Below are 22850 nucleotides of genomic sequence, written 5' to 3'. Positions count from 1 at the left end.
AAGGTGTCCTCTCGTGCTTGCGAGCTATTACGCAGAACTGCTGAACTTCTTCTCCCGCTCGCTCAATGACCGGCAGGCGGCGGCCGATGTCGTGCAGGAAAGCTATGCCCGTGTTTTGGCACTGCAGGCGCGCGAAGTAGCCGTCAGAGACCTGCGGGCACTGCTGTTTCGCACCGGCAAGAACATCGTCATCGACGACGCCCGGCGCCGCCAGGTCGATGCCCAGCTGCTGCAAACCCTGGCGCTGGTGGCGGCTGACGACGCCCCGTCCACCGAGCGCGTCATCGCCAGCCGCCAGCAGCTGGAGCTGCTGGTACGCCGCCTCACTGCCATGCCGCGCAAGCGCCGCGAGGTGTTTGTACTGGTGCGCATCTATGGCTTCAGCCATGCCGAAGCGGCCGCGCACATGGACATCAGCATCGCCTCGGTGGAAAAGCATGTGGTGCGCGCCGTCTGCGGCTGCATGGGGCTGGACACCTGATGGCAGCGGCCAGCACCGGGGCAGACCCCCACCGCAAACACCTGGAATATGCCTTGCTGCTGATCGCCCGCCAGCACGCGGGCGATGCCGCCACCGCCGAGACCGCCAGCCAGACCTTTGCACGCTGGCGGGCCCAGTCGGCCGAACACGAAGCCGCCGCCCAGCGCGCGCTGCAAGGTTGGGGCGCGACCGAAGCCCATGCGCTGCAAGCCGACTTTGCGCTGCCCGCCAGCCAGGCCGAGCGCAGCCGCCAGCAGCGCCGCCGCAGCCTGTCGCTGCTGGGCACGGCGGGGCTGGCCAGCCTGCTGGGCCTGGGTGGGCGTTGGTACTGGCAGCAGCCGCTGGCACGCATGGCGCTGCATACCGGCCATGGCCAGATGCTGGCCCAGAACCTGCCCGATGGCTCGCACCTGGATCTGGCGCCCTCCACGTCCGTAGAGGCCGTGCTGTACCGCGACCGCCGCGTGCTGCAGCTGGCGCGCGGCGAGATACGCCTGGATGTGGTGCACGATGCCCAGCGCCCCTTGGAAGTGCAGACGCCTTTGGGCAGGGTGCAGGTGCTGGGCACCGTGTTCTCGGTGGCACTGCGCCCATCGGGCCTGCAGGTGAGCGTGGCCCAGGGCCGCGTTGCCGTCTGGGGCCTGGACAGCGATGCCAGCCAGGCCGCCGATGTGGTGCTGGCCGCTGGCGAGGCCGCGCGCCTGGATGCGCAAGGCGGCCTGCACACCAGCAGTGTCAACCGCCAGGATGTAGGCGCCTGGCGCGATGGCTGGCTGGTGTTTGACCACACGCCGCTGCCGGAGGTACTGAGCCGCTGGAACGACTACCTGGAGCGCCCGCTGCAGCTCGATGCTGCCGGCGGCCTGCAGTCGCTGCACCTGACCGGCAGCTTCCAGCTGCGCGACCCGGCCACCTTTGTCGCCAGCCTGCCGCGCTCGCTGCCCGTGCGGGTGGAGCGCCTGCCCGATGGCAGCAGCCTGATTCGCCGCCGCTAGTCGGGTTGCCGTGCGCGTGGATGAACAGCGCCAAACAGCCTGCCACCCACCTCTCTCGAAATTTTTGTCCGGTATATCGCCGCTGCTACGTCTTCACTGGGACAACACCCTAGAAAGCATTCGCATGTCCCGAGATCTGCCACTTCCCTGCAGCCCGTCCCGCCGCTCCGCAGCGCCGGCCACTGCCCAACGCCGCCAGCCTGTCATCGCGCTGGCCTGCAGCCTGGCCTGTGCCGGCTCGCTGGCCCTGCTGGCCTTGCCCGGCCCGGTGCATGCGCAGCCGGCAGCCGCCCAGACGGCCATGGCAGCCACCCAGAGCCTGAACATGCGAGCGCAGCCGCTGGGCCAGGCACTCAATGCACTGGCACGCACCTGGGGCGTGGCCATTTCGGTGGATGCCGCCCTGGTGCAAGGACGCCAGGCACCAGCGCTGCAAGGCAGCCTCAGCCTGCAAGCGGCGCTGGCCCAGGTGCTGGCCGGCAGCGATCTGGAGGCCATGCCCGCCGGCGCGGCCATCACCGTGCAGCGGCGCAGCATCGCTTCCCACACCTTGCAGGAGGTGCTGGTTACCGCCCAGGCCGAGCGCACGGAGGCCACCGAAGGCAGTGGCTCCTACACCAGTGGGCGCGTGTCGCTGGGCAAGGGTCAGGATGTGCGCGAGACACCGCAGTCCATCACCGTGATGACCCACCAGCTGATCGAGGACCAGGCACTGAGCACGGTTGGCGAGGTGATGCAGCAGGCCACCGGCGTGACGGTGGACTACGTCGGTGCCGGCGGCCTGGGCGGTCAGGCCACGCGTTTTCTCTCGCGTGGCTTTGAGATTGGCAATGTGCAGATCGATGGCGCCAGCGTCGATGCCTTCAGCCAGCAGCTGTTTGACCCCAACCTGGCGATGTACGACAGCGTGCAGATCGTGCGCGGCGCCAATGGCCTGTTCAGCGGCAATGGCGAGCCCGGTGGCGCCATCAACCTGGTGCGCAAGCGCCCCACGGCCCAGCGCCAGATCCAGGCCTCGGCCAGCCTGGGCAGCTGGAACCGCAAGCAGCTGGAGCTGGATGTGGCCGGCCCCTTGAACAGCGATGGCAGCGTGCGCGGCCGTGCGGTGCTGGCCCATACCGACAAGGATTTCTTCTACCGCAGTGCCGATTCCAAGAACAGCCTGCTCTACGGCATTGTCGAAGCCGACCTCAGCCGAGACAGCAAGGTCACCTTAGGCGCCAGCTACGACAAGCTCAGTGCCACGCCCTGGCGCGAAGGCATTCCGCGCGCCCCCAATGGCGACGACCTGCACCTGCCGCGCAACACCGCACTGATGGCCGGTTGGAGCCACTACGACAAAAGCGCCAAGGAGCTGTTTGCCCAGCTCGACCAGCAGCTGGCCGGCGGCTGGAAAGCCAAGGCCCAGCTCAACTACCAGAAGGTGGACAGCGACAGCCGCCTGGCCAGCCTGAGTGGCGCCGTCGATCCCGCCACCGGCCTGGGTGCGAGCTGGACCGGCTTCTCCAACGACTTCCGCTCGGACAAGAAGAGCGTGGACCTGAATATCAGCGGACCCTTCTCGCTGCTGGGCCGCAGCCACCAGCTGCTGCTGGGCGCCGACTGGGCCAAGATCCGCGATGACCAGGACACCTACTACTCCGAGATGGAGACGGACGAGTCGCTCACCAATGTCTATGGCTTTGATCCCGACAAGATTCCGCATGCGGTCAGCGAGCACAAGACCCGCAGCTACCCCGGCTATGGCGCCACGCAAAAAGGCCTGTATGGCCGCGTCAACCTGAGCCTGACCGACAAGCTCACCGCCATCGTGGGCGGACGCTATGCCAGCTACTCCAACGTCACGCCCTACTTCAACTACAACGCCGATGGCTCGCTGCGCTCCAGCGGCAAAAGCTACTACCAGGAAAGCGGCATCCTCACGCCCTATGCCGGCCTGGTCTATGACCTGGACAACCGCTGGACGGCGTATGGCAGCGTCTCCGAGATCCACAAATCCCAGGCCAGCAGCCTGCAAGGCCCGCTGCCGGGCACCCCGCTCGATCCCATCAAGGGGCGCAACTTCGAGCTGGGTGTCAAAGGCGAGCTGGCCGGCGGCAAGCTCAACACCGCCTTTGCGCTCTACCGCATCGAGCGCACCGGCGAGGCTGCGCGCGACCCGCGCTACCCCGACACCGATGTGGGCGATCTGGGTCTGAGCTGCTGCTACATCGCCCAGGGCAAGATCGTCAGCCAGGGGGTGGACATGGAGATCTCGGGCCAGTTGGCGCGCGGGTGGCAGCTGTTTGCCGGCTATACCTACAACCACAACCGTAACAAGAGTGATGCCGAGCAGCTGGTCTACAGCACCATCACCCCCAAGCACCTGCTCAAGCTCTGGAGCAGCTACCAGCTGCCCGGCGAATTCTCGCGCTGGACGGTGGGCAACGGCGTGACCGTGCAAAGCACCACCTATGCCAGCGGCACCGCCTACCCTTACAACCCGGCCACCGGCAAGTTCGACAGCGAAGGCGTGCCCTACAAGTTCACCCAGGCCGGCTACGCGGTCTGGAATGCCAGCCTGCAGTACCGCATCGACCGCCACTGGTCGGCCACGCTCAACCTGAACAACCTGTTCGACAAGACCTACTACAAGACCGTGGGGAGCTCGGGCAGCGGCAACTGGTATGGCGAGCCCCGCAGCGTCAAGCTGACCTTGCGCGGCAGCTTCTAAATGCACGGTACCGTCCCCGGTACGGCGCGCCAGCCAGGTTGGCGCCAGACCATGTCCTGGCTGCACACCTGGGGTGGCCTGGTCTGCGGCTGGCTGCTCTGCGCCATCTTTGTGACCGGCACCTTGAGCGTGTTCCGCGAGCCCATCACGCGCTGGATGCAGGCAGCGCCTGCCAACGGGCCACCTGGCGCCGCGCTGGGCTTGCAGGACCGGCTGCAGGCCCTGCACACGGCTGAGGACTATCTGCAGCAAAGAGCGCCGCAAGCCCGGCAGTGGCAGATCGATCTGCCGGCCCGCGCGGGCGATGCCCTGCAGCTGTCTGCACGCGGGCCGGACGGCGTGCTGCAGGCTGCACTCGACCCGGCCAGCGGCGCACCCCAGGCGCTGCCACCCATCCGCCAGACCGAAGGTGGTCGGCACTTCATGTCCTTCCACTACTCGCTGCAAGGCGGCCTGGCGGGCTTTTGGGTGGTGGGTGTGGTGTCCATGGGCATGATGGCGGCGCTGGTCTCGGGCCTCATCGTGCACCGGCGCATTTTTCAGGATTTTTTCTGCTTTCGCCCCGGCAAGGGCCAGCGCTCCTGGCTGGATGCGCACAACGCCTCGGCCGTGCTGACCCTGCCCTTTCTGTTCATGATCGTCTACACCGGGCTGGCCTACTTCTACACCAGCTACATGCCGCATGCGCTGCAGTCGCTCTATGGCGAAGACCGCCAGGCCTACAGCCGCTACCAAACCGATCTGAACGCGGGCACACAGGCCGCGCGCCCGGATCTGCCGCCAGCCGGCCCCCAGCTGGCCCAGCAGCTGCAACTGGCGCAGTCGCTGCTGCGCCAGCCAGTGGCATCCATTGCGTTGCAGCACCCGCCGCAAGGCCCGGCCAGCCACCGCTTTACGGCACAGCTGGCGGATAGCGCCGATTCCAGGCGTATGCATAACCTTGCCGAGCATGTCAGCATCGCTGCCGACACCGGTGAGGTGCTGCAGGCGCCGCCTCGGTCCGAGCCAGCCGCCAGCGCCCGCGATGTGCACCCGGCCATCGAGGCGCTGCACATGGCCCGCTTTGGCGGCTGGACCATGAAATGGCTGTACTTTGTCTGCGGGCTGGCCGGCACCGCCATGGTGGCTACAGGCCTGCTGCTGTTTGCCAGCAAACGCCGAACCCGCAGCGACCATGGCTGGGGCCGGGCCACACCTGCCGTCTACCGCTGCATCGATGCGCTGAACATCGCAGCGCTGGCCGGCACCTCGCTGGCCTCCATCGGCTACCTCTACGGCAACCGCCTGCTGCCACTGGCCATCGAGGCCCGGGCCAGTGCCGAGATACGGCTGTTTTTTGCGCTGTGGGCTCTGAGCCTCTTGCATGCGCTGCTGCGCCCCGCGCGCTCGGCCTGGCAGGAGCAGCTCTGCGCCCTGGCTTTGCTGTGCATGGCCCTGCCGCTGCTCAACGCCGCCACCACGGGCCAGCACCTGCTGCTCTACCTGGCCCAGGCCGATGGCCTACGCGCCGGGGTGGAGCTGACCAGCATCGCGCTGGGCCTGCTCGCCGCCTGGGGCGCCTGGCGCCACCGGCTTTCAACACACACTACGCCCCCCGCCCGCGCCGCCCGGCCCGGGCCCCGCCAAGGAGCACGCGCATGAACGCCCCCGCCAAAGTGGTCACCGCTCCACAGCCCTGGCGTCATGCCATGCGGCTGGGCTTGCGCATCAGCCTGGCGGCCGGTGGTGGCTACCTGCTCACCGGCCTGGGCTGCGCAGTGCTGGCGCAAGCCCTGGTGCTGGCGGGCCTGCTCGCGCCGGCGCATGCGGTACTGCTCAGCACCCTGCTGGGTTTTGTGCTGTACACCGGGCTGCTGCTGTGGGCCTTTCATGTGCAGCGACTGGCCCGGCTGGCGCTGCAGTTTGCCGCTGCCGCGCTGCTGCTGGCCAGCTTGCGCGCGCTGCTGGAGTGCTGCGGATGAACGCCTTCAGCCACATCACCCAGATCAGCACCATCGCCTTGCCGCTGGCACTGTGCCTGCCAGCCATGCTGCTGCTGAGCCAGGCCATGGACCGCCACTGCGAACAGATCCTGCGCCGGGGCGAACCTGGCGGACCCTTGCGCTGGGTCTTGCGCCTGGCGGCATGCCTGCTGTTGGCCCTGGCGCTGCAGCGCTGCATGGCGGCCTCGGGCGCAGCAGTGGGTGCGGTCGCCTGGCTGGGCTGGCTCAGCGTGGCGGCGTGGTGCCTGGTGCTGATCTTGAGCTATGCGCCCCGGCGCGGCACGGCAGCAGCACTGCTGGCCTGTTGCGCGGTGCTGCTGTGTGGTAGCTGGGCGGATCAGCAACTGGGCATTGACACAAATTGCCACACTTCGACAAACCGCCTCCAAACTGCCATGCCAGCATGCGCCCATGAATGATGACCACGCACCCCGCAAGGCAGCGCCGGCCCTGCCTGCTGCCCACTGGTTCAAGCGCAGCCGCCATGTGCGCATACGGCCCACGCCGGCCCGGCTGCGGGTGCTGGAGGCCATCGTCCAGCTCGGCCGCTCACGGGTCAAGTGCGCCGATATCTCCTCCCACCTGGCCCTGAGCGGCGCGCCCCTGCCAGCGGCCACCATCTACTGCGTGGCCAAGGAGATGGCACAGGCCGGCCTGCTGATGCGCGACCGCGAAGATGGCGGTTTGACGGTCTACAGCCTGGCGGCGGGCATCTAGAAACACCGCGCCAAGATCACAGCCTGGCGCCTGCCATCTCCGTGCCCAGGCGCCAGCCCGGCGCCATCTTCTGGATCGACGAGACCAGCAACTCGATCAGCGCCAGGGTCGCCGCTGAGGGTTGGCGATTGGGCGCACGCACCACATAGAGCGCATCGCCGACACCCTTGACGCCAAAGCCGCCCAGTACCTGCACCAGGCTGCGCTGGGCCATGGCCTCACGCACCGCGTAGTAGGGCAGCAGCACCACACCCAGGTCCGCCATCGCAGCGTTGAACAGGAACTGGTAGTCGCCCGACTGGATCGACGGCGTGCTCTGCACCTGTTCATGCACACCATCGCTGTGCCGCCAAAACTCCAGCCGGTGGTGGATGTTGAGGGGCGCCAGCAGCCGGGCATGCTTGATGTCCTGGGGGGTTTGCAGCGCCAGGCCCAGGGTCTGCAGATAGGCCGGGGTGGCAAACAGCCCCCATTCGATGCCGCAGACGCGGGTGGCGACATGGTCTTCCAGCGGCGCCGAGGTGATGTGGATCGCCAGGTCCACCTTGGAGGCCACCAGGTCATGGATCTGGTCGTTGATCACCAGGCGCAGCAGCAGATCGGGATGCGCCTGGCAAAAGTCCAGGATCAGCGGCTTGAGGTGGAAATGCCCCAGGCCGGTGGGGATGCGCACGCGGATCTCGCCGCTGATGGTCTGGTGGATCTGGTCGATCTGCAGCTGGGCGCTTTGCAGCGCATTGAGGGCCTGCAGGCATTGGCCGTGCAGGATGCGGCCGGCCTGGGTCAGCTCCATATGCCGGGTGGTACGGCGCAGCAGCTGCGCGCCAAACTGCTTTTCCAGCAGCGCCAGCCGGCGCGACACATTCGAGCGCGTCACGCCTGAGCGCTGGGCCGCATCGCTCAGGTTGCGCGACTCGGCAATCGCCACAAACAAACGCACCAGGTTCAGGTCCATGGCCGGCATCCTCTTTTGATTGTTGATTCTGAATCACCACTGATGGCTGTGCTTTGGCAGTTCCCAAAGCGGCTTCGCGTTTTTAACATGGGTCTCACAACAAACGTCCGGGCGGGTGTCGCATAGCCCGGGCCATGCAAGGAGACAATACGTGACGCCAGAGTCAACACTGGGGTTTACCCCGCTCGCCGGTTTCAAGGTGCTGGATTTGAGCCAGGGCGTGGCCGGCCCCTACTGCGCCCAGCTGCTCGCCCACCAGGGCGCCGAGGTCATCAAGGTCGAGCCCGCCCAGGGCGACTGGGGCCGCCATGTGGGGGTGGCCCGCAACGGCCACAGCACCTTGTCCAGCACCTACAACGCCGGCAAGCAAAGCCTGGCGGTCGATGCGAAGCACCCCGACGGCAAGGCGCTGATCCTGCAGCTGGCGCGTGATGCCGATGTGGTGGTACAGAACTTTCGCCCGCAGGTGGTGGAACGCCTGGGCCTGGACTTTGCCGCGCTTCAGGCGCTGGGGCTGGAGCCGGTCTATGTGTCGATCAGCGGCTATGGCGCGGACGGCCCCTTTGCCGACAACCCGGCTACCGACTCGGTGATGCAGGCCGACACCGGACTGATGAACAGCAACCGCGATGCCCAAGGCGCGCCGCAGCGCATCGGCTTCTTGCTGGCCGACATTGCCACCGGCGTGTATGCCGCGCAGGCCTGCACTGCCGCGCTGCTGCAGCGCCTGAAGACGGGCAAGGGCCAGCATGTGGAGCTGAACCTGTTCAACGTCTGCTGCGCGCTGCAATCGACCGCGCTGTCGGAAGAGGTGCTGGGCGGCCAGACCGTCAAGGCGGCCGTCAGCGCGCCCAATGGCATCTTTGATGCGGCCGATGGCCGTTTGACGATTCTGGCGCTGAACAACGAGCAGTTTCTGCGCATCGGCAAGGCGCTGGACCTGACCAGCTGGGACAGCGACCCGCGCTTTGCCAGCAATGCGCTGCGGCTGCAGCACAAGGCGCAGCTGCATGCCGACCTGGCCCTTGCCGTGGCAGACCGATCGCTGGCCGAGCTGCGCGCGCTGTTCCACCAGCACAGCGTGCTGCATGCGGTGGTGCATGGCGCGGCCGACGTGGTGCAGCACCCGCAGGCCCGGCACCTTGGCACGTTCAAGACCGTGCAGCAGCCCGGTTTTGGCGAGGTGCTGATGGCGGCCACCCCTTGGCCAGCCAAGCCCGAAGCACCGCTGCCTGCACCGCGCATTGGTGCCGACAGCCAGCAGATTCTGCGCAGCCTGGGCCTGGCACCGGACGAGATCGACGCACTGGCGGCCCGCCAGGTCGTAGGCCTGTGAACGGAGCCGCACCCATGAAAGCCATTGTCTGCCGCAGCTTCGGCCTGCCCCGCGATGTGACCGCCGTCCAGACCACCGAGCCCCCCACCGCCCTGGCGGCCGACGAGGTGCTGATCGACGTGCGCCATGCCACCGTCAGCCACGCCACCGGCCTGCTGATCGAGGGCAAATACCAAAAGACCCCGCCGCTGCCCTTTGTGCCCGGCACCGAAGGCGTAGGCCGGGTGCTGCAATGCGGCAGCGCTGTGCGCCATGTCCAGGTGGGCGACCCGGTCGTGTTCATCTGCGACTGGGGCGCCTATGCGCAGCTGGCCAAGGTGCATGCCAGCACCGTGTATGCCGTGCCGGCGGGGCTGGATCCGCTGCGTGCGCTGGCGCTGCCGATCTCCTACGGCACGGCCTACACCGCCTTGCACTGGCGTGCGGCGCTGCAGGCGGGCGACAGCCTGCTGGTGCTGGGGGCCGGCTCGGGCGTGGGCGCGGCGGCCGTGGAGCTGGCCGCCCAGGTACCCGGCGTGCAGGTGATTGCCTGCGCCAGCAGCGAAGACAAGCGCCAGGCGGCCCTGCGCCATGGCGCGCAGCACGCCGTCGATCCGCAGCACCTGATCGAGCAGGTCAAGGCGGTGACCGCTGGCAAAGGCGCGACGCTGGTGTTTGACCCGGTGGGCGGCGACCTGCTGCTGCAGGCGCTGCGCTGCACCGCGCAGAACGGGCGCATCGTCATCATCGGCTTTGCCAGCGGCACGATCCCCAAGGTGCCGATGAATATTGCGCTGGTCAAGAACCTGACGATCCATGGCTTCTTCTATGGCCAGTACATCGGCTGGACGCCCGCCAACGAGCGCCAGCGCCATGCCGCCGCCATGCAGGCCATGATGGCCGCGCTGTTTGAGATGGCCGACCGCGACGCCATCCATCCCGACATCTCGCGGGTGTATGCCATGGACCAGCTCTGCGATGCGCTGGATGCGCTGCACAGCCGCGAGGTGCTGGGCAAGGTCGCGCTACAAATACAAGGAGACAAGACATGAGACAACGCCATTCAGCGCAGCGCCGCCAGGCCCTGCAATCGCTGCTGCATACCGGCCTGGGCCTGGCGCTGCTGGGCAGCGGCCTGCCAGCCGCCAACGCGGCATCGGCAGCCGACTACCCGGCCTCGACCATCCGCATGGTGATCCCCTACCCGCCCGGCGGACCCACCGACCTGGTCGGGCGCCTGGTCGCGATCTCGATGGGCGAGAGCCTGAAGCAGACCATCTTCATCGACAACAAGCCCGGTGCCAGCGGCATGGTGGGCGCGGCCCAGGTCGCCAAGGCCCAGCCCGATGGCTACACCTTGCTGGCCAATGCCTCGCTGCAGGTGATCAACCCCTCGGTCTACGACAAGGTGCCGTATGACTCCTTCAACGATTTTGCGCCGATCACGCAGATTGTCGATGTGCCGCTGGTGCTGGTGGTCAACAGCGAGCTGCCGGTGTCGAACGTGCAGGAGCTGGTGGCCTACCTGAAAAAGAGCAAGGGCACGGTCAACTTTGGCTCAGCCGGCAATGCCTCGTCGCAGCACCTGTCGGGCGAGCTGTTCAAGCTCAAGACCGGCATCGCGATGCAGCATGTGCCCTACAAGGGCAGCTCGCCGGCGCTCACCGATCTGATGGGCGGCCAGATCCAGCTGATGTTCGATTCGATGCCCTCGGCGATGCCCTTTATCACCTCGGGCAAGCTCAAGGCGCTGGCCGTCACCACCGCCAAGCGCTCCAGCTCGCTGCCGCAGATTCCGACGATGCAGGAATCGGGCATTGCCGATTACGCCACCAGCACCTGGTACGGCCTCTGGGCCCCCAAGAACACGCCGCCCGAGATCGTGGGCAAACTGGCCCAGGCTGCGCAGCAGGCCCTGCGCAAGCCCGAGGTGGCCGCGCAGTACCAGCGCATGGGCGCCGAGCCCGTCGGATCAAGCCCGCAGGAGTTTCTGGCCTATATGCGCAGCGAAGAAAAGAAATGGGCCGAGATCGTGAAACGCTCGGGCGCGCGGGCGGATTAACCCACGGCGCGCATCGCCATCGCTGGCTTGCGCACCCACAGCACCGCCGCTGCCGCCACCAGGCAGGCAGCGCCTGCGACAAACAATGCGGGCGAGTAAGACGACAGCACCGAGCGCGCCAGGCCTGCGCCATAGGCGGCTACCGCCGCACCGAGCTGGTGGGCGGCAAATACCCAGCCAAACACCAGCGCTGCGCGCTCGGGCCCGAACTCGCTGGCCACCAGCTTGACGGTGGGCGGCACGGTGGCAATCCAGTCCAGCCCATAGAACACCGCAAACAGCGACAGGCCGGCCACGGTGAACTCGGAATACGGCAGCCAGAACAGCGACAGCCCGCGCAGGCCGTAGTACCAGAACAGCAGCTTGCGGCTGTCATAGCGGTCCGACAGATAGCCCGACAAGGTCGTACCCACGAGGTCAAAGATGCCCATCATCGCCAGCACCGAGGCGGCTGGCACCGGTCCCAGGCCATAGTCACCGCAGAGCGAGACAAAGTGGGTCTGGATCAGTCCATTGGTGCTGAGCCCGCAGATGAAGAAGGTGCCCGCCAGAATCCAGAATGCCGGCACGCGCGCGGCAGCGGCCAAGGTGCTGAACGGCAGGCCCCAGCTGGCGCGGGGTGCCGGGGCGGCGGGCGCTGCAGCCGGGTCAGCGCCGTACGCCGCCAGCTGCATCTGGGCCGGGCTGTCGCGCATGAACAGCAGCACCAGCACCAGCACCACGGCCGATGCCGCCACCACCGGCAGCAACGCCCAGCGCCAGCCGTACTGCGCAATCAGCCAGGCAGCAGCCGGCAAGAACAGCAGCTGGCCGGTGGCACTGCTGCCCGCCAGCAAACCCATGACCAGGCCCTTGCGCTGCACAAACCAGCGGTTGGCCACCGTGGCGCCCAGCACCATGGCCGTGAGGCCCGTGCCCAGGCCCAGCACCATGCCCCAAAGCACAAAGGCCTGGCCCAGGCTGTGCATGAACAGGCCCAGCAGCAAGGCGCTGGCAATCACCGCCGCCGCCAGCGCCACCACACGCGACACGCCATAACGCAGCAAAATGACGGCTGCGAAGGGCCCGAGCAGGCCATACAGCGCAAAGCGGGTGGCAAACACCGAGGACAGATCGCGCACGCTCCAGCCAAACTCCACGGCCAGCGGCTGCATCAGCACCCCCGGCAGGCCCAGCGCCGCCGAGGTGACCAGCATGGCCAGGAAGGTGATGGCGGCAATCACCCAGGCGTAATGGATGCCATGGCGCTGGAGCAGCACGGCGAGTCGGGAAGCGAGCATGTTATTGGACTTTATCGACGGAGGGGCTACAATGATAGCGATCACAATCAAAAACTGTCAAGCACAGGTTCAAGCAGGGTATTTGCGATGAAAGTCACCAAGGAACAAGCGCAACAGAACCGCCAGGCACTGCTGGATGCCGCCGCTGCACTGTTCAAGGAACGCGGTATCGATGGCACGGGCGTGGCTGATATCTGCCAGCAGGCGGGCCTGACGCAGGGCGCGCTGTACAAGCATTTCAGCGACAAGCAGGACCTGGCTGCCCAGGCGCTGGCCTATGGGTTTGGGCAAGGCTTTGGCCGGGTCAAGCAGGCCAGCGAGAATAGCGAGCATGCGATGGCCACCTACCTGGACAGCTACCTGAATCCCCAGGTGCGCGATGACATGACGCGGGGCTGCCCGCTGGTCTCCACCGCCTGCGATGCCGGCCGCCAGAGCGAGGCCGTGAGCCGCAGCTTCAGCGACGGCTTTGCCGAGCTGCGCGCCGGCATCGAGGCGGCCTTGCCACCCAGCGCCGACCCGCAGCAGCGCCAGGCACTGGCCAGTACCCTGGTCGCCGCCCTGGTGGGCGCGATGGCCATCTCGCGCGGCGTCGTCAAGGCCGATCCAGCGCTGGCCGACGAGGTGCTGCAGCAGGTGCGTGCGGTGGTGGAAGGGCTCAGCGCCAAGACCTGATCGCCGCAATGCCAACAACAAAAGGCCGCCAACCCGGCTCATCCGGGTTGGCGGCCTTCTTCATGGCGGCTAGCTGGGGCTCAACACCTCAGCGTCAGCGTTCCATCAGGACTGCAGGTACACCACATGGCTATGGGTGTACTCATAGAGCCCATGCTTGCCATCGGCACCGCCGACACCCGACTTGCGCACGCCGGCATGGAAGCCCTGCATCGCCTCGAAGTTCTCGCGGTTGATGTAGGTCTCGCCAAAGTCGATCTCGCGCATCGCCTGCATGGCCTTGGACAGGTCGCGGGTGTAGAGGGAGGACGTGAGCCCGTATTCGCAGTCGTTGGCCAGCGCAATCGCCTCGTCCAGGTCCTCGACCACCTGGATCGGCAGCACAGGGCCAAAGATTTCCTTGCGCATGATCTCCATGTCGGCGCGGCAGCCGGCCAGCACCGTCGGCTGGTAGTGGAAGCCGGCACCCAGATCGGCCACCTGCCCGCCAGTGACCAGCTGCGCGCCATCGGCCAGCGCACGGCGCACCTTGGCGTCCACGCTGTCCAGGCCCTTCTGGTTGATCAGCGGGCCCATCTCCACATCGCTCTGCGCAATCGGGTCGCCATAGCGGGTGGCGGCCATCGCTTTGGCGATGCGTGCGGTGAACTCGTCGGCCACCTGGCGCTGCACATAGACGCGCTCGGCACAGTTGCAGACCTGGCCGGTGTTGATGATGCGCGAATCACGGATGGCCTTGACGGCCAGATCCAGGTCGGCATCGGCCAGCACAATCGCGGGCGCCTTGCCGCCCAGCTCCAGGTTGAGCTTGGTGATATGCGGCGCAGCGGCTGCGGCAATGCGCTCGCCGGTGCCCACGCTGCCGGTGAAGCTGATCATGTCCACCCCGGCATGGGCCGACAGCGCACCACCGGTAGCGCCCTGGCCATAGACCACGTTGAACACGCCGGCCGGCAGCTCGCACTGGGCCAGCAGTTCAGTGAAGGCATGGCAGTTGATGGGGGTCTCTTCGCTGGGCTTGATGACGATGGTGTTGCCGGTGAGCAGCGCCGGCGCCATCTTGCGTGCGATCAGGAAGAAGGGGAAGTTCCAGGGCAGGATCCCGGCCACCACGCCCATCGGCTTGCGCAGCAGAAAGATCTGCTCGTTGGCCCGGTCGCTGCTGATGACTTCGCCTTCGATGCGGCGCGCCCATTCGGCCATGTAGTCCAGGTAGTCGGCCGTGAAGTTCACCTCCACCTCGGCCAGCCCCAGCACCTTGCCCTGCTCTTCGGTGATGGTGCGCGCAATGCGCGCGACGTTCTCGCGCAGGCGGGCGGCAATGCGGCGAAGGTACTGTGCACGCTCAATCGCGGGGCGGCGCGCCCAGGCCTTTTGCGCGCCGCGCGCCGCAGCAATCGCGCGGTCCACATCGGCCTGGGTGGACAGCGGCGACTGTGCCAGCAGCGCGCCGGTGGCAGGGTTGCGGACCTCGTGCAGCTCGGCGCTGTCGCTGAACGCACCGGCCATGTAGTTGCGCAAAACAGGGGTGGTGGGCATGGGGTCGTCCTCAGTAGGTGGTAGAGACAATGGCCGGCTGGCTGGGCGCACGGTAGCGCGCCAGGTTGGCCACGGCGGCCTGGCGCATCAGGCTGATATCGATGGCCACCGCCACAAAGCGGCAGCCCCATTCGGTGTAGCGGCGGGCATCTTCTTCACGCGGCGCCAGAATGCCGCAGGCCTTGCCATGGGCCAAGGTGGTTTCGATGGTGCGGCGTATGCAGTCCTGCACTTCCGGCTGGCTGGCATCGCCGGCATGGCCCATGCCGGTGGACAGGTCTGCCGGGCCGATGAAGACGGCGTCGACACCGTCGACCGCCGCGATCTCGGCGGCGTTTTCCACGCCCAGGCGCGACTCGATCTGCACGACCAGGCAGAGCTGCTCATGCGCGGTGCGGATGTAGTCGGGCACCGCATCCCAGCGCGTGGCACGGGTCAGGCCGCCGCCCACACCCCGGATGCCATGCGGCGGGTAGCGCATGGCCTGCACCAGCGCGCGGGCCTGCTCGGCCGTCTCGACCATCGGCACCATCAGGGTCTGCACGCCGGCATCCAGCAGCTGCTTGATCAGCACCGCATCGCCGTGCACAGCGCGTACCACCGGGTGCGTGGCATAGGGCGCCACCGCCTGCAGCTGCGCGAGCAGGGTCGGCACGGTGTTGGGCGCATGCTCGCCATCCACCAGCATCCAGTCATAGCCGGTGGTGGCAATGATTTCGGCCGCATAGGGCGTGGCAAAGCCGGCCCAGATACCGTAGAGCGGCTCGCTGCGGCGCAGCGCGGCCTTGAAGGGGTTCAATGGCAAATCCATAGAATGTCTCCTGGGTGGCCCGTCGGCGCGGGCCCATCAATGGCTGATCAATGTCTGATCAATGTCTGATCAATGGTTGATCAATGGGTATAGGGGCGGTGCAGTTCGCAGGCGGGGTTCAACTCCACACCAAAGCCGGGCTTGTCCAGTGCCGACAGGCGCATGCGGCCCTGCACCGGCACCGGTTCGCCCAGCAGCTGCGGGTGGAACATCGGCACGACCTCGTCGGCCTTGGGGGCCATCATCAGGAACTCGGCAAAGGGGCTGTTGTGGCGCGTGGCCACAAAGTGGTAGCTGTAGACGCTGGAGCCATGCGGAATCACCAGCGCGTGGTGGGCATCGGCCAGCGCCGAGATCTTGAGCAGCTCGGTGATGCCGCCGCACCACCCAACATCGGGCTGGATGATGTCGCAGCAGCCCATCTCCAGCAGCTGGCGAAAGCCCCAGCGCGTGGCCTCATGCTCGCCGGTGGTCACCAGCATGCCGGTGGGCACGTTCTTCTTCAGCGCGGCATAACCCCAGTAGTCATCGGGCGGCAGCGCTTCTTCGATCCACTTGAGGCCGTACTCCTGCGCACCCTGTGCCAGGCGGGTGGCGTAGTTCAGGTCCAGGCTCATCCAGCAGTCCAGCATCAGCCAGAAGTCCGGGCCCACGCGCTCGCGCATCGTGGCCAGCTCCTCCAGGTTGCGGCGCAGGCCTTCTTCGCCTTCGGCCGGCCCATGGTGCAGGGGCATCTTGCCGCCGATAAAGCCCATCTTCTGCGCCAGATCGGGGCGCGCACCGGTGGCGTAGAACTGCAGCTCATCGCGCACCGCGCCGCCCAGCAGCTGGTGCACCGGCTCGCCGCGCACCTTGCCCAGCAAATCCCACAGCGCCAGGTCCACGCCGGAGATGGTGTTGATCACGATGCCCTTGCGGCCGTAGTACAGGGTGGACCAGTACATCTGGTCCCAGATGCGTTCGATGTCGGTGACCTTGGCGCCTTCCAGAAAACGCGCCAGGTGCTTCTCGACGATATAGGCTGCGGGCTCGCCGCCGGTGGTGACGGCAAAGCCGACGTTGCCAGCGCTGTCTTCAATTTCCACGACCAGGGTGCCCAGCACATTGATGCCGAAGCTGCGGCGGCTCTGGCGGTACTCGGGGTACTTGGCCATCGGCGTGGCGATGTGGTCGTCGATCCAGTGGCCATCGGCCTGGTCGTGGTAGTCGGCGCCGCCCCCTTTCAGGGTATAGGCGCGCACTTGCTTGATGGTGGGGATCTGGCTCATGGTGGTGTTTGCTCCTTATGCAATTTAGGCAGTGGCATGGGGCTGCAGCGCAGCGGGCGCCAGGCGGGCCCGGATGCCCAGCACCAGCAGCGCTGCCAGTACCGTTGTGCCTGCCAGCAGGTACAGGCCTGCGGCGGGTGAGTGGAAATGGCCCTCGGCCCAGTTCTTGACGATGGGGGCGACAAAGCCGCCTACAGCGCCCAGTGAATTGATCAGCGCAATGCCACCCGCGGCGGCGGCGCCGGCCAGCGTGTTGGCAGGAAAGGTCCAGAACACCGGCTGCACCGCGATAAAACCTGCCGCCGCAAAGCACAGGGCTGCGACACCCAGCAGCGGGCTGGAGAAACTCACCGATGCGGCCATGCCGATCGCAGCAACGAGCAAGGTCATGCTGGCCACGCTGCGGGGCTTTTGGCTGCGCTGGGCAAGGCCGGGTACCCACCAGGCCGCCAGCAGCGCGCACAGCCAGGGGATGGCCGAGACCAGGCCCACCTGCAGACCCACCTTGGTGCCCAACAGACCCGCCACCTGGCTGGGCAGGTAGAACACCACGCCGTAGACGCTGGCCTGGATCAGCAGATAGACCAGCGCCAGATACAACACGCGTGGCTGGCACATGGCAGCGAGCAGGCTGTGCTGGTGGCCGCCCTTGGCACGCTCTTCGCTGTCGATGATCTCCTGCACCTCGCGGCGCTCGTCGGCCGTCAGCCACTGGGCATCGGCCGGGCGGTTGGTCAGGTAGAAATACGACCAGATACCGACGGCCACGGCCATCAGGCCTTCCACGGCAAACAGCCATTGCCAGCCGTGCCAGCCGCCCATGCCATCGAGCTCCAGCAGCAGGCCCGACAAGGGGCTGCCAAAGATAAAGGCCAGCGGCGCGCCGAAGTAGAAAAAGCCCATCGCCTGCGCCCGGTGCGCAGCGGGGAACCAGTAGGTGAGGTACAGGATGACGCCGGGGAAGAAGCCCGCCTCGGCCACGCCCAGCAGGAAGCGCAGCACATAGAAGGTGGTCTCGTTATGGGCAAACATCATCGCGGCCGACACCAGGCCCCAGGTGACCATGATGCGGCACATCCAGATGCGCGCGCCAATGCGGTGCATGATCAGATTGCTGGGCACTTCCAGCAGCGCATAACCGACAAAGAACACGCCGGCACCAAACGCAAAGGCAGCGTCGCTGATGCCGGTATCGGCCTGGAAGGCCACCTTGGCAAAGCCCACATTGGCCCGGTCCAGAAAGGCCATGATGTACATCAGCAGCAGGAAGGGCAGCAGACGCCAGGAGATCTTGGCGAGCAGGGGAGCGGGGAGTTTTTTCACGACAAATCCTTAAAGACAATGCGCGGCCATCACGCCTGCGAAAGAGCAGGCGCAGCGGGAGCGAGAAAGGAGAAGCTGGCGTAGCGGTTGCTGCGCCGGTGGGGCGCGGCTAGCGCTAGCGCCGTCGTGAGGCGGGGGGTCTGAAAAAAGTGTGCGCGAAGGCGTTCATGTTTGTCTCCTGGAAGGGATATTCGTTCTTGTGTGGAGCTGAATGTACGCGCATGATTGATGCCTAACAAATCAAATTTCAGTCATATCCGATACCTTTTATTTATGTCTGCAAAACCCGCTTTACCGGCCACACCACCGTTGCAACGCAGCCTGCTCAACCGCCTGCGCTACAAGCATCTGCACATGCTGGTGGCGCTGGGATCGAGCCTGAATCTGCACCGCGCATCGATCAGCCTGTCAATGTCGCAACCGGCTGCCACGCGCATGCTGCGCGAGATCGAAGACATGTTTGGCTGCCAGCTGTTTGAGCGGCTGCCGCGCGGCATGCGCCCTACCGCGCTGGGCTTGCAGCTGGTGCGCTTTGCCGAGGCCTCGCTCAACAGCCTGGACCGCTGCGCCGAGGACCTGGCGGTGCGCCGACAAGGCGGTTATGGCTACCTGGCGATTGGCACCATCATGGGCGCGGCGCCCGACCTGGTGATGACGGCCGTGGCCGAGATGAAAGCGCAGAACCCGCAGCTGCGCCTGCGCATCATGGGCGACACCAGCGACCAGGTGCTGCGCCTGCTGGACCAGCGCCGCATTGACCTGGCCATTGCCCGCCGCCGCATTGCCGGCGACAGCGAGGCCTATGACTTTGAAGCGCTGGGCAATGAGCGCCTGCTGGTGGTGGTGCGCAGCGGCCATGTGCTGGCGCGGCGCCGCAAGCTGAGCTGGGAAGAGTTGGTGCGCGACTGGCCCTGGATACTGCAGCCGGCCAGCACCCCCGCGCGCATCGCGCTGGACCAGTTGTTGCAGCGGTTGGAGCTGCCGGTGCCGGCCGACGTCACCGAGTGCAGCTCCGTCTATTCGATGCAGCAACTGGTGCAGCTGACCGATGCGGTGATGCTGCTGTCCGACTCGGCCTTGAAGGACTATTTGCGCATGGGGCTGGTGAAGACCTTGCCGGTGCAGATCGATGTGCCGATGGCCCCGTTTGGCATGCTGACGCGCAAGGACCAGGAGGCCTCGCAGGAGCAGCAGCGCTTTATGGATCTGCTGCGCGAGCAGGCCCGGCACATGGCGGCTTGAGTGCGGCCCGGGCTCAGGCCAGATCGAGCGTTTTCAGCATCGCGGCCAGTGCCTCGCGGTCGGCCCCCTGCAAGGTGTGCAACGGCAGCGGCAGGCAGGGCGAGCGGACCAGGCCCATCAGCTCGGCCGCAGTCGCGACCGAGCGCAGGCTGCCGCCCTTTTGCTGGAACCAGGCCCACAGCGGCGCCAGGCGGTTGGACAGCTCCAGCGCCTGCTCTGCCTGGCCCGCCAGCGCAGCGCGGGTGATCGCCAACGTGGTCTGGGGCCAGAGGCCGCCGATGACTGAATACCAGGCATCACAACCCGCCACCAGGCCCTTGGCGCCCAAGGCATCGCCACTGACGCCAATGCTGACATGGGCCGGCACAACAGCGCGCAAGCGCTGCACACGTGCCTGGGCCTCGGCCGCATCTGCCGGCACGCCGGGGATCTTGATCGAGGCGATATGGGGCAGCTGCGCAATGCGGCCATGCAGCGCGTCGCTGAATTCAAAGCGCGTGGTGCCCGGGTTGTCATACACCACGATGGGCACCGACACCGCACGCGACACTGCCTGGAAGAGACCATAGACCTCGTCGTCGGTCAGCTTTTGGTACGAGACCGGGGCCAGCAGCAGGCCGCTCGCACCGGCCTTTTGCGCATCATCGGCCAAGGCCAGCACATCACGGGTGCGCAGCGCGCCAATGCCCACCACCACCGGCACGCCCTGGGCCTGTTCGACCGCCAGCGCTGCGACCTGAGCGCGTTCCGCCCGCGAGAGATAGGCATAGCTGCCGGTGGAACCCAGCGCGCCGATGGAATCGACACCAGCGGCCACCAGGCGCTGCACCAGCTGCGCCAATGCCGGCATGTCGATACCGCGCTCATCCATGGGGGTCAGCGCGAACGCACTCAAACCTTTGAACATTCTTTCATCCTGTCAAAACAGCTGCCATTCCCGAGTTGGGTCACGGCCAAGCCCGGATTGTGCGGCTGCAGCTTCTGGTTAAAAATAGCCAGTTTTCAACAAAATCACTGGTCCAGTTGCCCGCGATGCCAGCACCTTCGTCCACCCGCCCCAGCAGCCGCAGCCTGTACCGCGACATCCGCGCGCGCATTGGCGATGGCAGCTACGCGGCCGGCATGGCCCTGCCCTCGACCCGGGCGCTGGCCGCTGAGCGGGGGGTGTCGCGCGGCACCGTGAGCCTGGTCTATGAGCAGCTGGCCTCGGACGGCTTTGTCGATACCCGGCCCGGGGCGGCCACGCGTGTGGCCGCAGGGGCTGCTGACCGCATCCGCGCCCAGGGCCGGGGTGCCGCGGCCTCCGAGCCCCAGCGCCAGCAGCCCGATAGCGGCCGCCTGTCCGCCTTTGCCCAGCGGCTGCAGGCCATGCCGCTGCGCCCGGCTGCGCCCGATCCAGCCGGGGTGATCGACTTTGTCTACGGGCCGCTGGCGGGCCGCGACTTCCCCACCCTGCCCTGGCTCAAGGCCTTGCGCCGGGCCGAAGGCCAGCGCAGCCAGCGGCTGGAGTACGCATCGCCGCTGGGTGCGCCCGAGCTGCGCCAGGCGCTGCAGCAGCACCTGCACCAGACGCGCGGCCTGGCCTGCTCGACCGCGCAGATCCTGATCGTCAACGGCTCGCAGCATGCGCTGGATCTCTGCGCCCGGCTGCTGCTCAACCCGGGCGATCCGGTGGTCGTCGAGAACCCCGGCTACCGCATGGCGCACCAGGTGTTTGAGGCCTATGGCGCGCAGTTGCTCTGCGCCGATGTGGATGACGATGGCCTGCAGACCGCGCAGCTGGCGGCGCTGACCGCGCAGGCGCCCGCCAGGCTGGCCTATGTGACGCCGGGCCACCAGTTTCCGCTGGGCGGCTACCTGCCGATGGCCCGCAGGCATGCGCTGCTCGACTGGGCACATGCGCAGCGCTGCTGGGTGATCGAGGATGACTACGACAGCGACTACCGCTACGGCGTGCGGCCCGAGCCCAGCCTCCTGTCGCTGGACAGCGCGGACTGCGTGATCCACGTGGGCACCTTCTCCAAAACCTTGTCGCCGCAGCTGCGCCTGGGCTATATGGTGCTGCCCCCGGCGCTGGCCAGCCTGTTTGCCCAGGCCAAGCTGCTGACCGACCGCCACACCGCCACCGGCCCCCAGCGCGCGCTGGCCCAGCTGATCGACGACGGCAGCTATGCCCGCCATGTGCGGCGCATGCGGCGCAAACAGCATGCGCGCCAGCAGGCCTTGCTGCAGGCGCTGGAGCGGCATCTGGGCACCCAGGTGCGCATACAGGGTGCGGCCAGCGGCCTGCATCTGTCGGTATGGTTCCCTGGTCTGGCCGCCAGCCAGGAGGCGCAGCTGGTGCAAGCGGCAGCGCAGCGCGGCGTGCGCGTCTACCCGATCAGCCCGCTGTACCGGCAGCCTGCCGGGCACGCCCAAGCCGGCGTGGTGATGGGCTATGCGCTGCTGGACCTGCCAGAGATTGAGCGGGGCGTGCAGCGCCTGGCCGAAGCGCTGCAGAGCCTGCGCTGATCAGGCATCCCACTGCAGGCAGCGCATGCTGATGGTGCCCGACTGAAAGCCCTCGAACACCTGGCGCGCCGGACCACTGCCGTGGGCGGCGCCCAGCGCATACAACAGGGGCCAGTAGTGGTCCGGCGTGGGCACGGCCATCCGGGCGGAAGCATGCAGCTGCTGGTAGGCCACCAGGGCCTCCTGGTTGCCTGCCAGCAAGGCCTGCTTGACCGCTTCGTCAAACTGCTGGGCCCAGTCGCGGGCGGCCATCAGCCCTTCGGGCGCGCCGCGCACCGTTGCCCGCAGGTTGTGCACGATATTGCCGCTGCCGATGATCAGCACGCCCTGTGCGCGCAACGCAGCCAGCTCCCTGCCCACCGCATAGTGGTAAGGGCCGGGCTGGTTGTAGTCGATCGAGACCTGGAACACCGGCACGTCAGCTTGGGGATAGAGGTGGTGCAGAACGGTCCAGGTGCCGTGGTCCAGCCCCCATTGGTCCGTCAGCTGCGCCTGGCCGCTGCGTACCAGCGCGGCCGCCTTCGCCGCAAGCGCCGGGTGGCCGGCGGCCGGGTACTGCATCGCATGCAGCTCGGCCGGAAAGCCGGAGAAATCATGGATCGTGGCGGGCTTGTCATTCACCGTCACCCCCGTGCTGCCGCGCGTGAGCCAGTGGGCCGACACCACCAGGATGGCGCTGGGCCTGGGCAGGCTGCTGCCCCAGCTTTGCAGGTGCTGGGTAAAGGGGTTGGCGCTGATGGCATTCATCGGGCTGCCATGACCGATGAACAGCACCGGCATGTTGCGCGGCGGCTGTTGGCTGCGGGCCAGCGCTTCGCCCATCGGCAGCAGCGCAGCCATCACCGCAGACAGACTGCCAGACATAACCAGGGAGCGACGTGACAACATAGCGGCCAATACCAAAAAACAAAAGGCCGCTGTCTGAGGCGGCCCCGGGGCACAAGTTCCGCCGCAACCCACAAGAAAAATGCAGTGCTTGCC

At 66.9% G+C, this 22850-nt stretch carries 21 protein-coding genes; 13 read left to right on the top strand and 8 right to left on the bottom strand.

What is annotated here, in order from left to right:
- The first annotated feature begins 13 nt into the window (after positions 1-13).
- The 7 genes from AB7A72_RS15615 to AB7A72_RS15585 all read left to right on the top strand — a co-directional run bounded on the left by AB7A72_RS15615 (position 14) and on the right by AB7A72_RS15585 (position 6888).
- The gene (locus AB7A72_RS15615) at positions 14-481 is read left to right on the top strand and encodes a sigma-70 family RNA polymerase sigma factor (protein WP_369460474.1); all 468 of its coding nucleotides are present in this window, start codon (positions 14-16) and stop codon (positions 479-481) included.
- A complete protein-coding gene (locus AB7A72_RS15610) occupies positions 481-1476 on the top strand; it encodes a FecR family protein (RefSeq protein WP_369460473.1) in 996 nt (331 codons plus the stop codon). The genes AB7A72_RS15615 and AB7A72_RS15610 overlap by 1 nt, the downstream gene beginning before the upstream one ends.
- A 124-nt stretch (positions 1477-1600) precedes the next feature.
- Complete coding sequence (locus tag AB7A72_RS15605) at positions 1601-4189, top strand: TonB-dependent siderophore receptor (RefSeq protein WP_369460472.1); 2589 nt, start codon at positions 1601-1603, stop codon at positions 4187-4189.
- 51 nt (positions 4190-4240) lie between these two features.
- A complete protein-coding gene (locus AB7A72_RS15600; protein WP_369460471.1) occupies positions 4241-5830 on the top strand; it encodes a PepSY-associated TM helix domain-containing protein in 1590 nt (529 codons plus the stop codon).
- On the top strand, positions 5827-6150 hold the full coding sequence (locus tag AB7A72_RS15595; RefSeq protein WP_239810874.1) for a hypothetical protein: 324 nt from the start codon (positions 5827-5829) through the stop codon (positions 6148-6150). The genes AB7A72_RS15600 and AB7A72_RS15595 overlap by 4 nt, the downstream gene beginning before the upstream one ends.
- A complete protein-coding gene (locus AB7A72_RS15590; protein WP_369460470.1) occupies positions 6147-6590 on the top strand; it encodes a DUF3325 domain-containing protein in 444 nt (147 codons plus the stop codon). Before AB7A72_RS15595 ends, AB7A72_RS15590 begins: the two co-directional genes overlap by 4 nt.
- Positions 6583-6888 carry a hypothetical protein gene (locus AB7A72_RS15585; RefSeq protein ID WP_239810872.1) on the top strand — a complete coding sequence of 102 codons (306 nt, stop codon included), beginning with the start codon at positions 6583-6585 and terminating at the stop codon, positions 6886-6888. Before AB7A72_RS15590 ends, AB7A72_RS15585 begins: the two co-directional genes overlap by 8 nt.
- A gap of 16 nt (positions 6889-6904) precedes the next feature.
- Here AB7A72_RS15585 and AB7A72_RS15580 read toward each other — a convergent pair whose 3' ends face one another.
- Positions 6905-7843 (bottom strand): LysR family transcriptional regulator, encoded by a 939-nt coding sequence (locus AB7A72_RS15580; protein WP_369460469.1) that lies wholly within the window; start codon positions 7841-7843, stop codon positions 6905-6907.
- Between the two features lie 151 nt (positions 7844-7994).
- Here AB7A72_RS15580 and AB7A72_RS15575 point away from each other — a divergent pair, with 151 nt between their 5' ends.
- The 3 genes from AB7A72_RS15575 to AB7A72_RS15565 are packed head-to-tail and all read left to right on the top strand — an operon-like array spanning position 7995 to position 11220.
- Complete coding sequence (locus AB7A72_RS15575) at positions 7995-9179, top strand: CaiB/BaiF CoA transferase family protein (protein WP_369460468.1); 1185 nt, start codon at positions 7995-7997, stop codon at positions 9177-9179.
- 14 nt (positions 9180-9193) lie between these two features.
- A complete protein-coding gene (locus AB7A72_RS15570) occupies positions 9194-10210 on the top strand; it encodes an NADPH:quinone oxidoreductase family protein (RefSeq protein ID WP_369460467.1) in 1017 nt (338 codons plus the stop codon).
- A complete protein-coding gene (locus AB7A72_RS15565) occupies positions 10207-11220 on the top strand; it encodes a Bug family tripartite tricarboxylate transporter substrate binding protein (RefSeq protein WP_369460466.1) in 1014 nt (337 codons plus the stop codon). Before AB7A72_RS15570 ends, AB7A72_RS15565 begins: the two co-directional genes overlap by 4 nt.
- On the opposite strand, the gene AB7A72_RS15560 is transcribed toward AB7A72_RS15565, so the two are convergent.
- Positions 11217-12500, bottom strand: coding sequence for an MFS transporter (locus AB7A72_RS15560; RefSeq protein WP_369460465.1), 1284 nt, complete (start codon positions 12498-12500; stop codon positions 11217-11219). The two genes, AB7A72_RS15565 and AB7A72_RS15560, sit on opposite strands and share 4 nt — an antisense overlap.
- Positions 12501-12587: 87 nt before the next feature.
- Between AB7A72_RS15560 and AB7A72_RS15555 the strand changes: the two genes are divergently transcribed.
- On the top strand, positions 12588-13175 hold the full coding sequence (locus tag AB7A72_RS15555; protein WP_369460464.1) for a TetR/AcrR family transcriptional regulator: 588 nt from the start codon (positions 12588-12590) through the stop codon (positions 13173-13175).
- A 105-nt stretch (positions 13176-13280) separates the two neighbouring features.
- On the opposite strand, the gene aldA is transcribed toward AB7A72_RS15555, so the two are convergent.
- The 4 genes from aldA to AB7A72_RS15535 form a co-directional block, all read right to left on the bottom strand.
- Positions 13281-14714: an aldehyde dehydrogenase gene (aldA, locus tag AB7A72_RS15550; protein WP_369460463.1), complete on the bottom strand. Its 1434-nt coding sequence runs from the start codon at positions 14712-14714 to the stop codon at positions 13281-13283.
- A gap of 10 nt (positions 14715-14724) precedes the next feature.
- Positions 14725-15525, bottom strand: a complete 801-nt coding sequence (locus AB7A72_RS15545) for an HpcH/HpaI aldolase family protein (protein ID WP_313336604.1) — start codon at positions 15523-15525, stop codon at positions 14725-14727.
- An 80-nt stretch (positions 15526-15605) separates the two neighbouring features.
- Positions 15606-16793 carry an L-rhamnonate dehydratase gene (gene rhmD, locus AB7A72_RS15540; protein ID WP_369460462.1) on the bottom strand — a complete coding sequence of 396 codons (1188 nt, stop codon included), beginning with the start codon at positions 16791-16793 and terminating at the stop codon, positions 15606-15608.
- A 24-nt stretch (positions 16794-16817) separates the two neighbouring features.
- A complete protein-coding gene (locus AB7A72_RS15535; RefSeq protein WP_369460461.1) occupies positions 16818-18116 on the bottom strand; it encodes an MFS transporter in 1299 nt (432 codons plus the stop codon).
- Positions 18117-18389: 273 nt separating this feature from the next.
- On the opposite strand from AB7A72_RS15535, the gene AB7A72_RS15530 reads away from it, so the two are divergent.
- A complete protein-coding gene (locus tag AB7A72_RS15530) occupies positions 18390-19358 on the top strand; it encodes a LysR family transcriptional regulator (protein WP_369460460.1) in 969 nt (322 codons plus the stop codon).
- A 13-nt stretch (positions 19359-19371) separates the two neighbouring features.
- On the opposite strand, the gene AB7A72_RS15525 is transcribed toward AB7A72_RS15530, so the two are convergent.
- Positions 19372-20265 (bottom strand): dihydrodipicolinate synthase family protein, encoded by an 894-nt coding sequence (locus AB7A72_RS15525; RefSeq protein ID WP_369460459.1) that lies wholly within the window; start codon positions 20263-20265, stop codon positions 19372-19374.
- A gap of 125 nt (positions 20266-20390) precedes the next feature.
- Here AB7A72_RS15525 and pdxR point away from each other — a divergent pair, with 125 nt between their 5' ends.
- On the top strand, positions 20391-21869 hold the full coding sequence (gene pdxR / locus AB7A72_RS15520) for a MocR-like pyridoxine biosynthesis transcription factor PdxR (RefSeq protein WP_369460458.1): 1479 nt from the start codon (positions 20391-20393) through the stop codon (positions 21867-21869).
- On the opposite strand, the gene ygiD is transcribed toward pdxR, so the two are convergent.
- Positions 21870-22733: a 4,5-DOPA-extradiol-dioxygenase gene (ygiD, locus tag AB7A72_RS15515; protein WP_369460457.1), complete on the bottom strand. Its 864-nt coding sequence runs from the start codon at positions 22731-22733 to the stop codon at positions 21870-21872.
- Positions 22734-22850: the final 117 nt, after the last annotated feature.

The organism is Comamonas sediminis (genome assembly GCF_041107495.1).
Taxonomy (GTDB): domain Bacteria; phylum Pseudomonadota; class Gammaproteobacteria; order Burkholderiales; family Burkholderiaceae_C; genus Comamonas; species Comamonas sediminis.
This window is presented reverse-complemented; position numbering and strand designations above follow the sequence as displayed.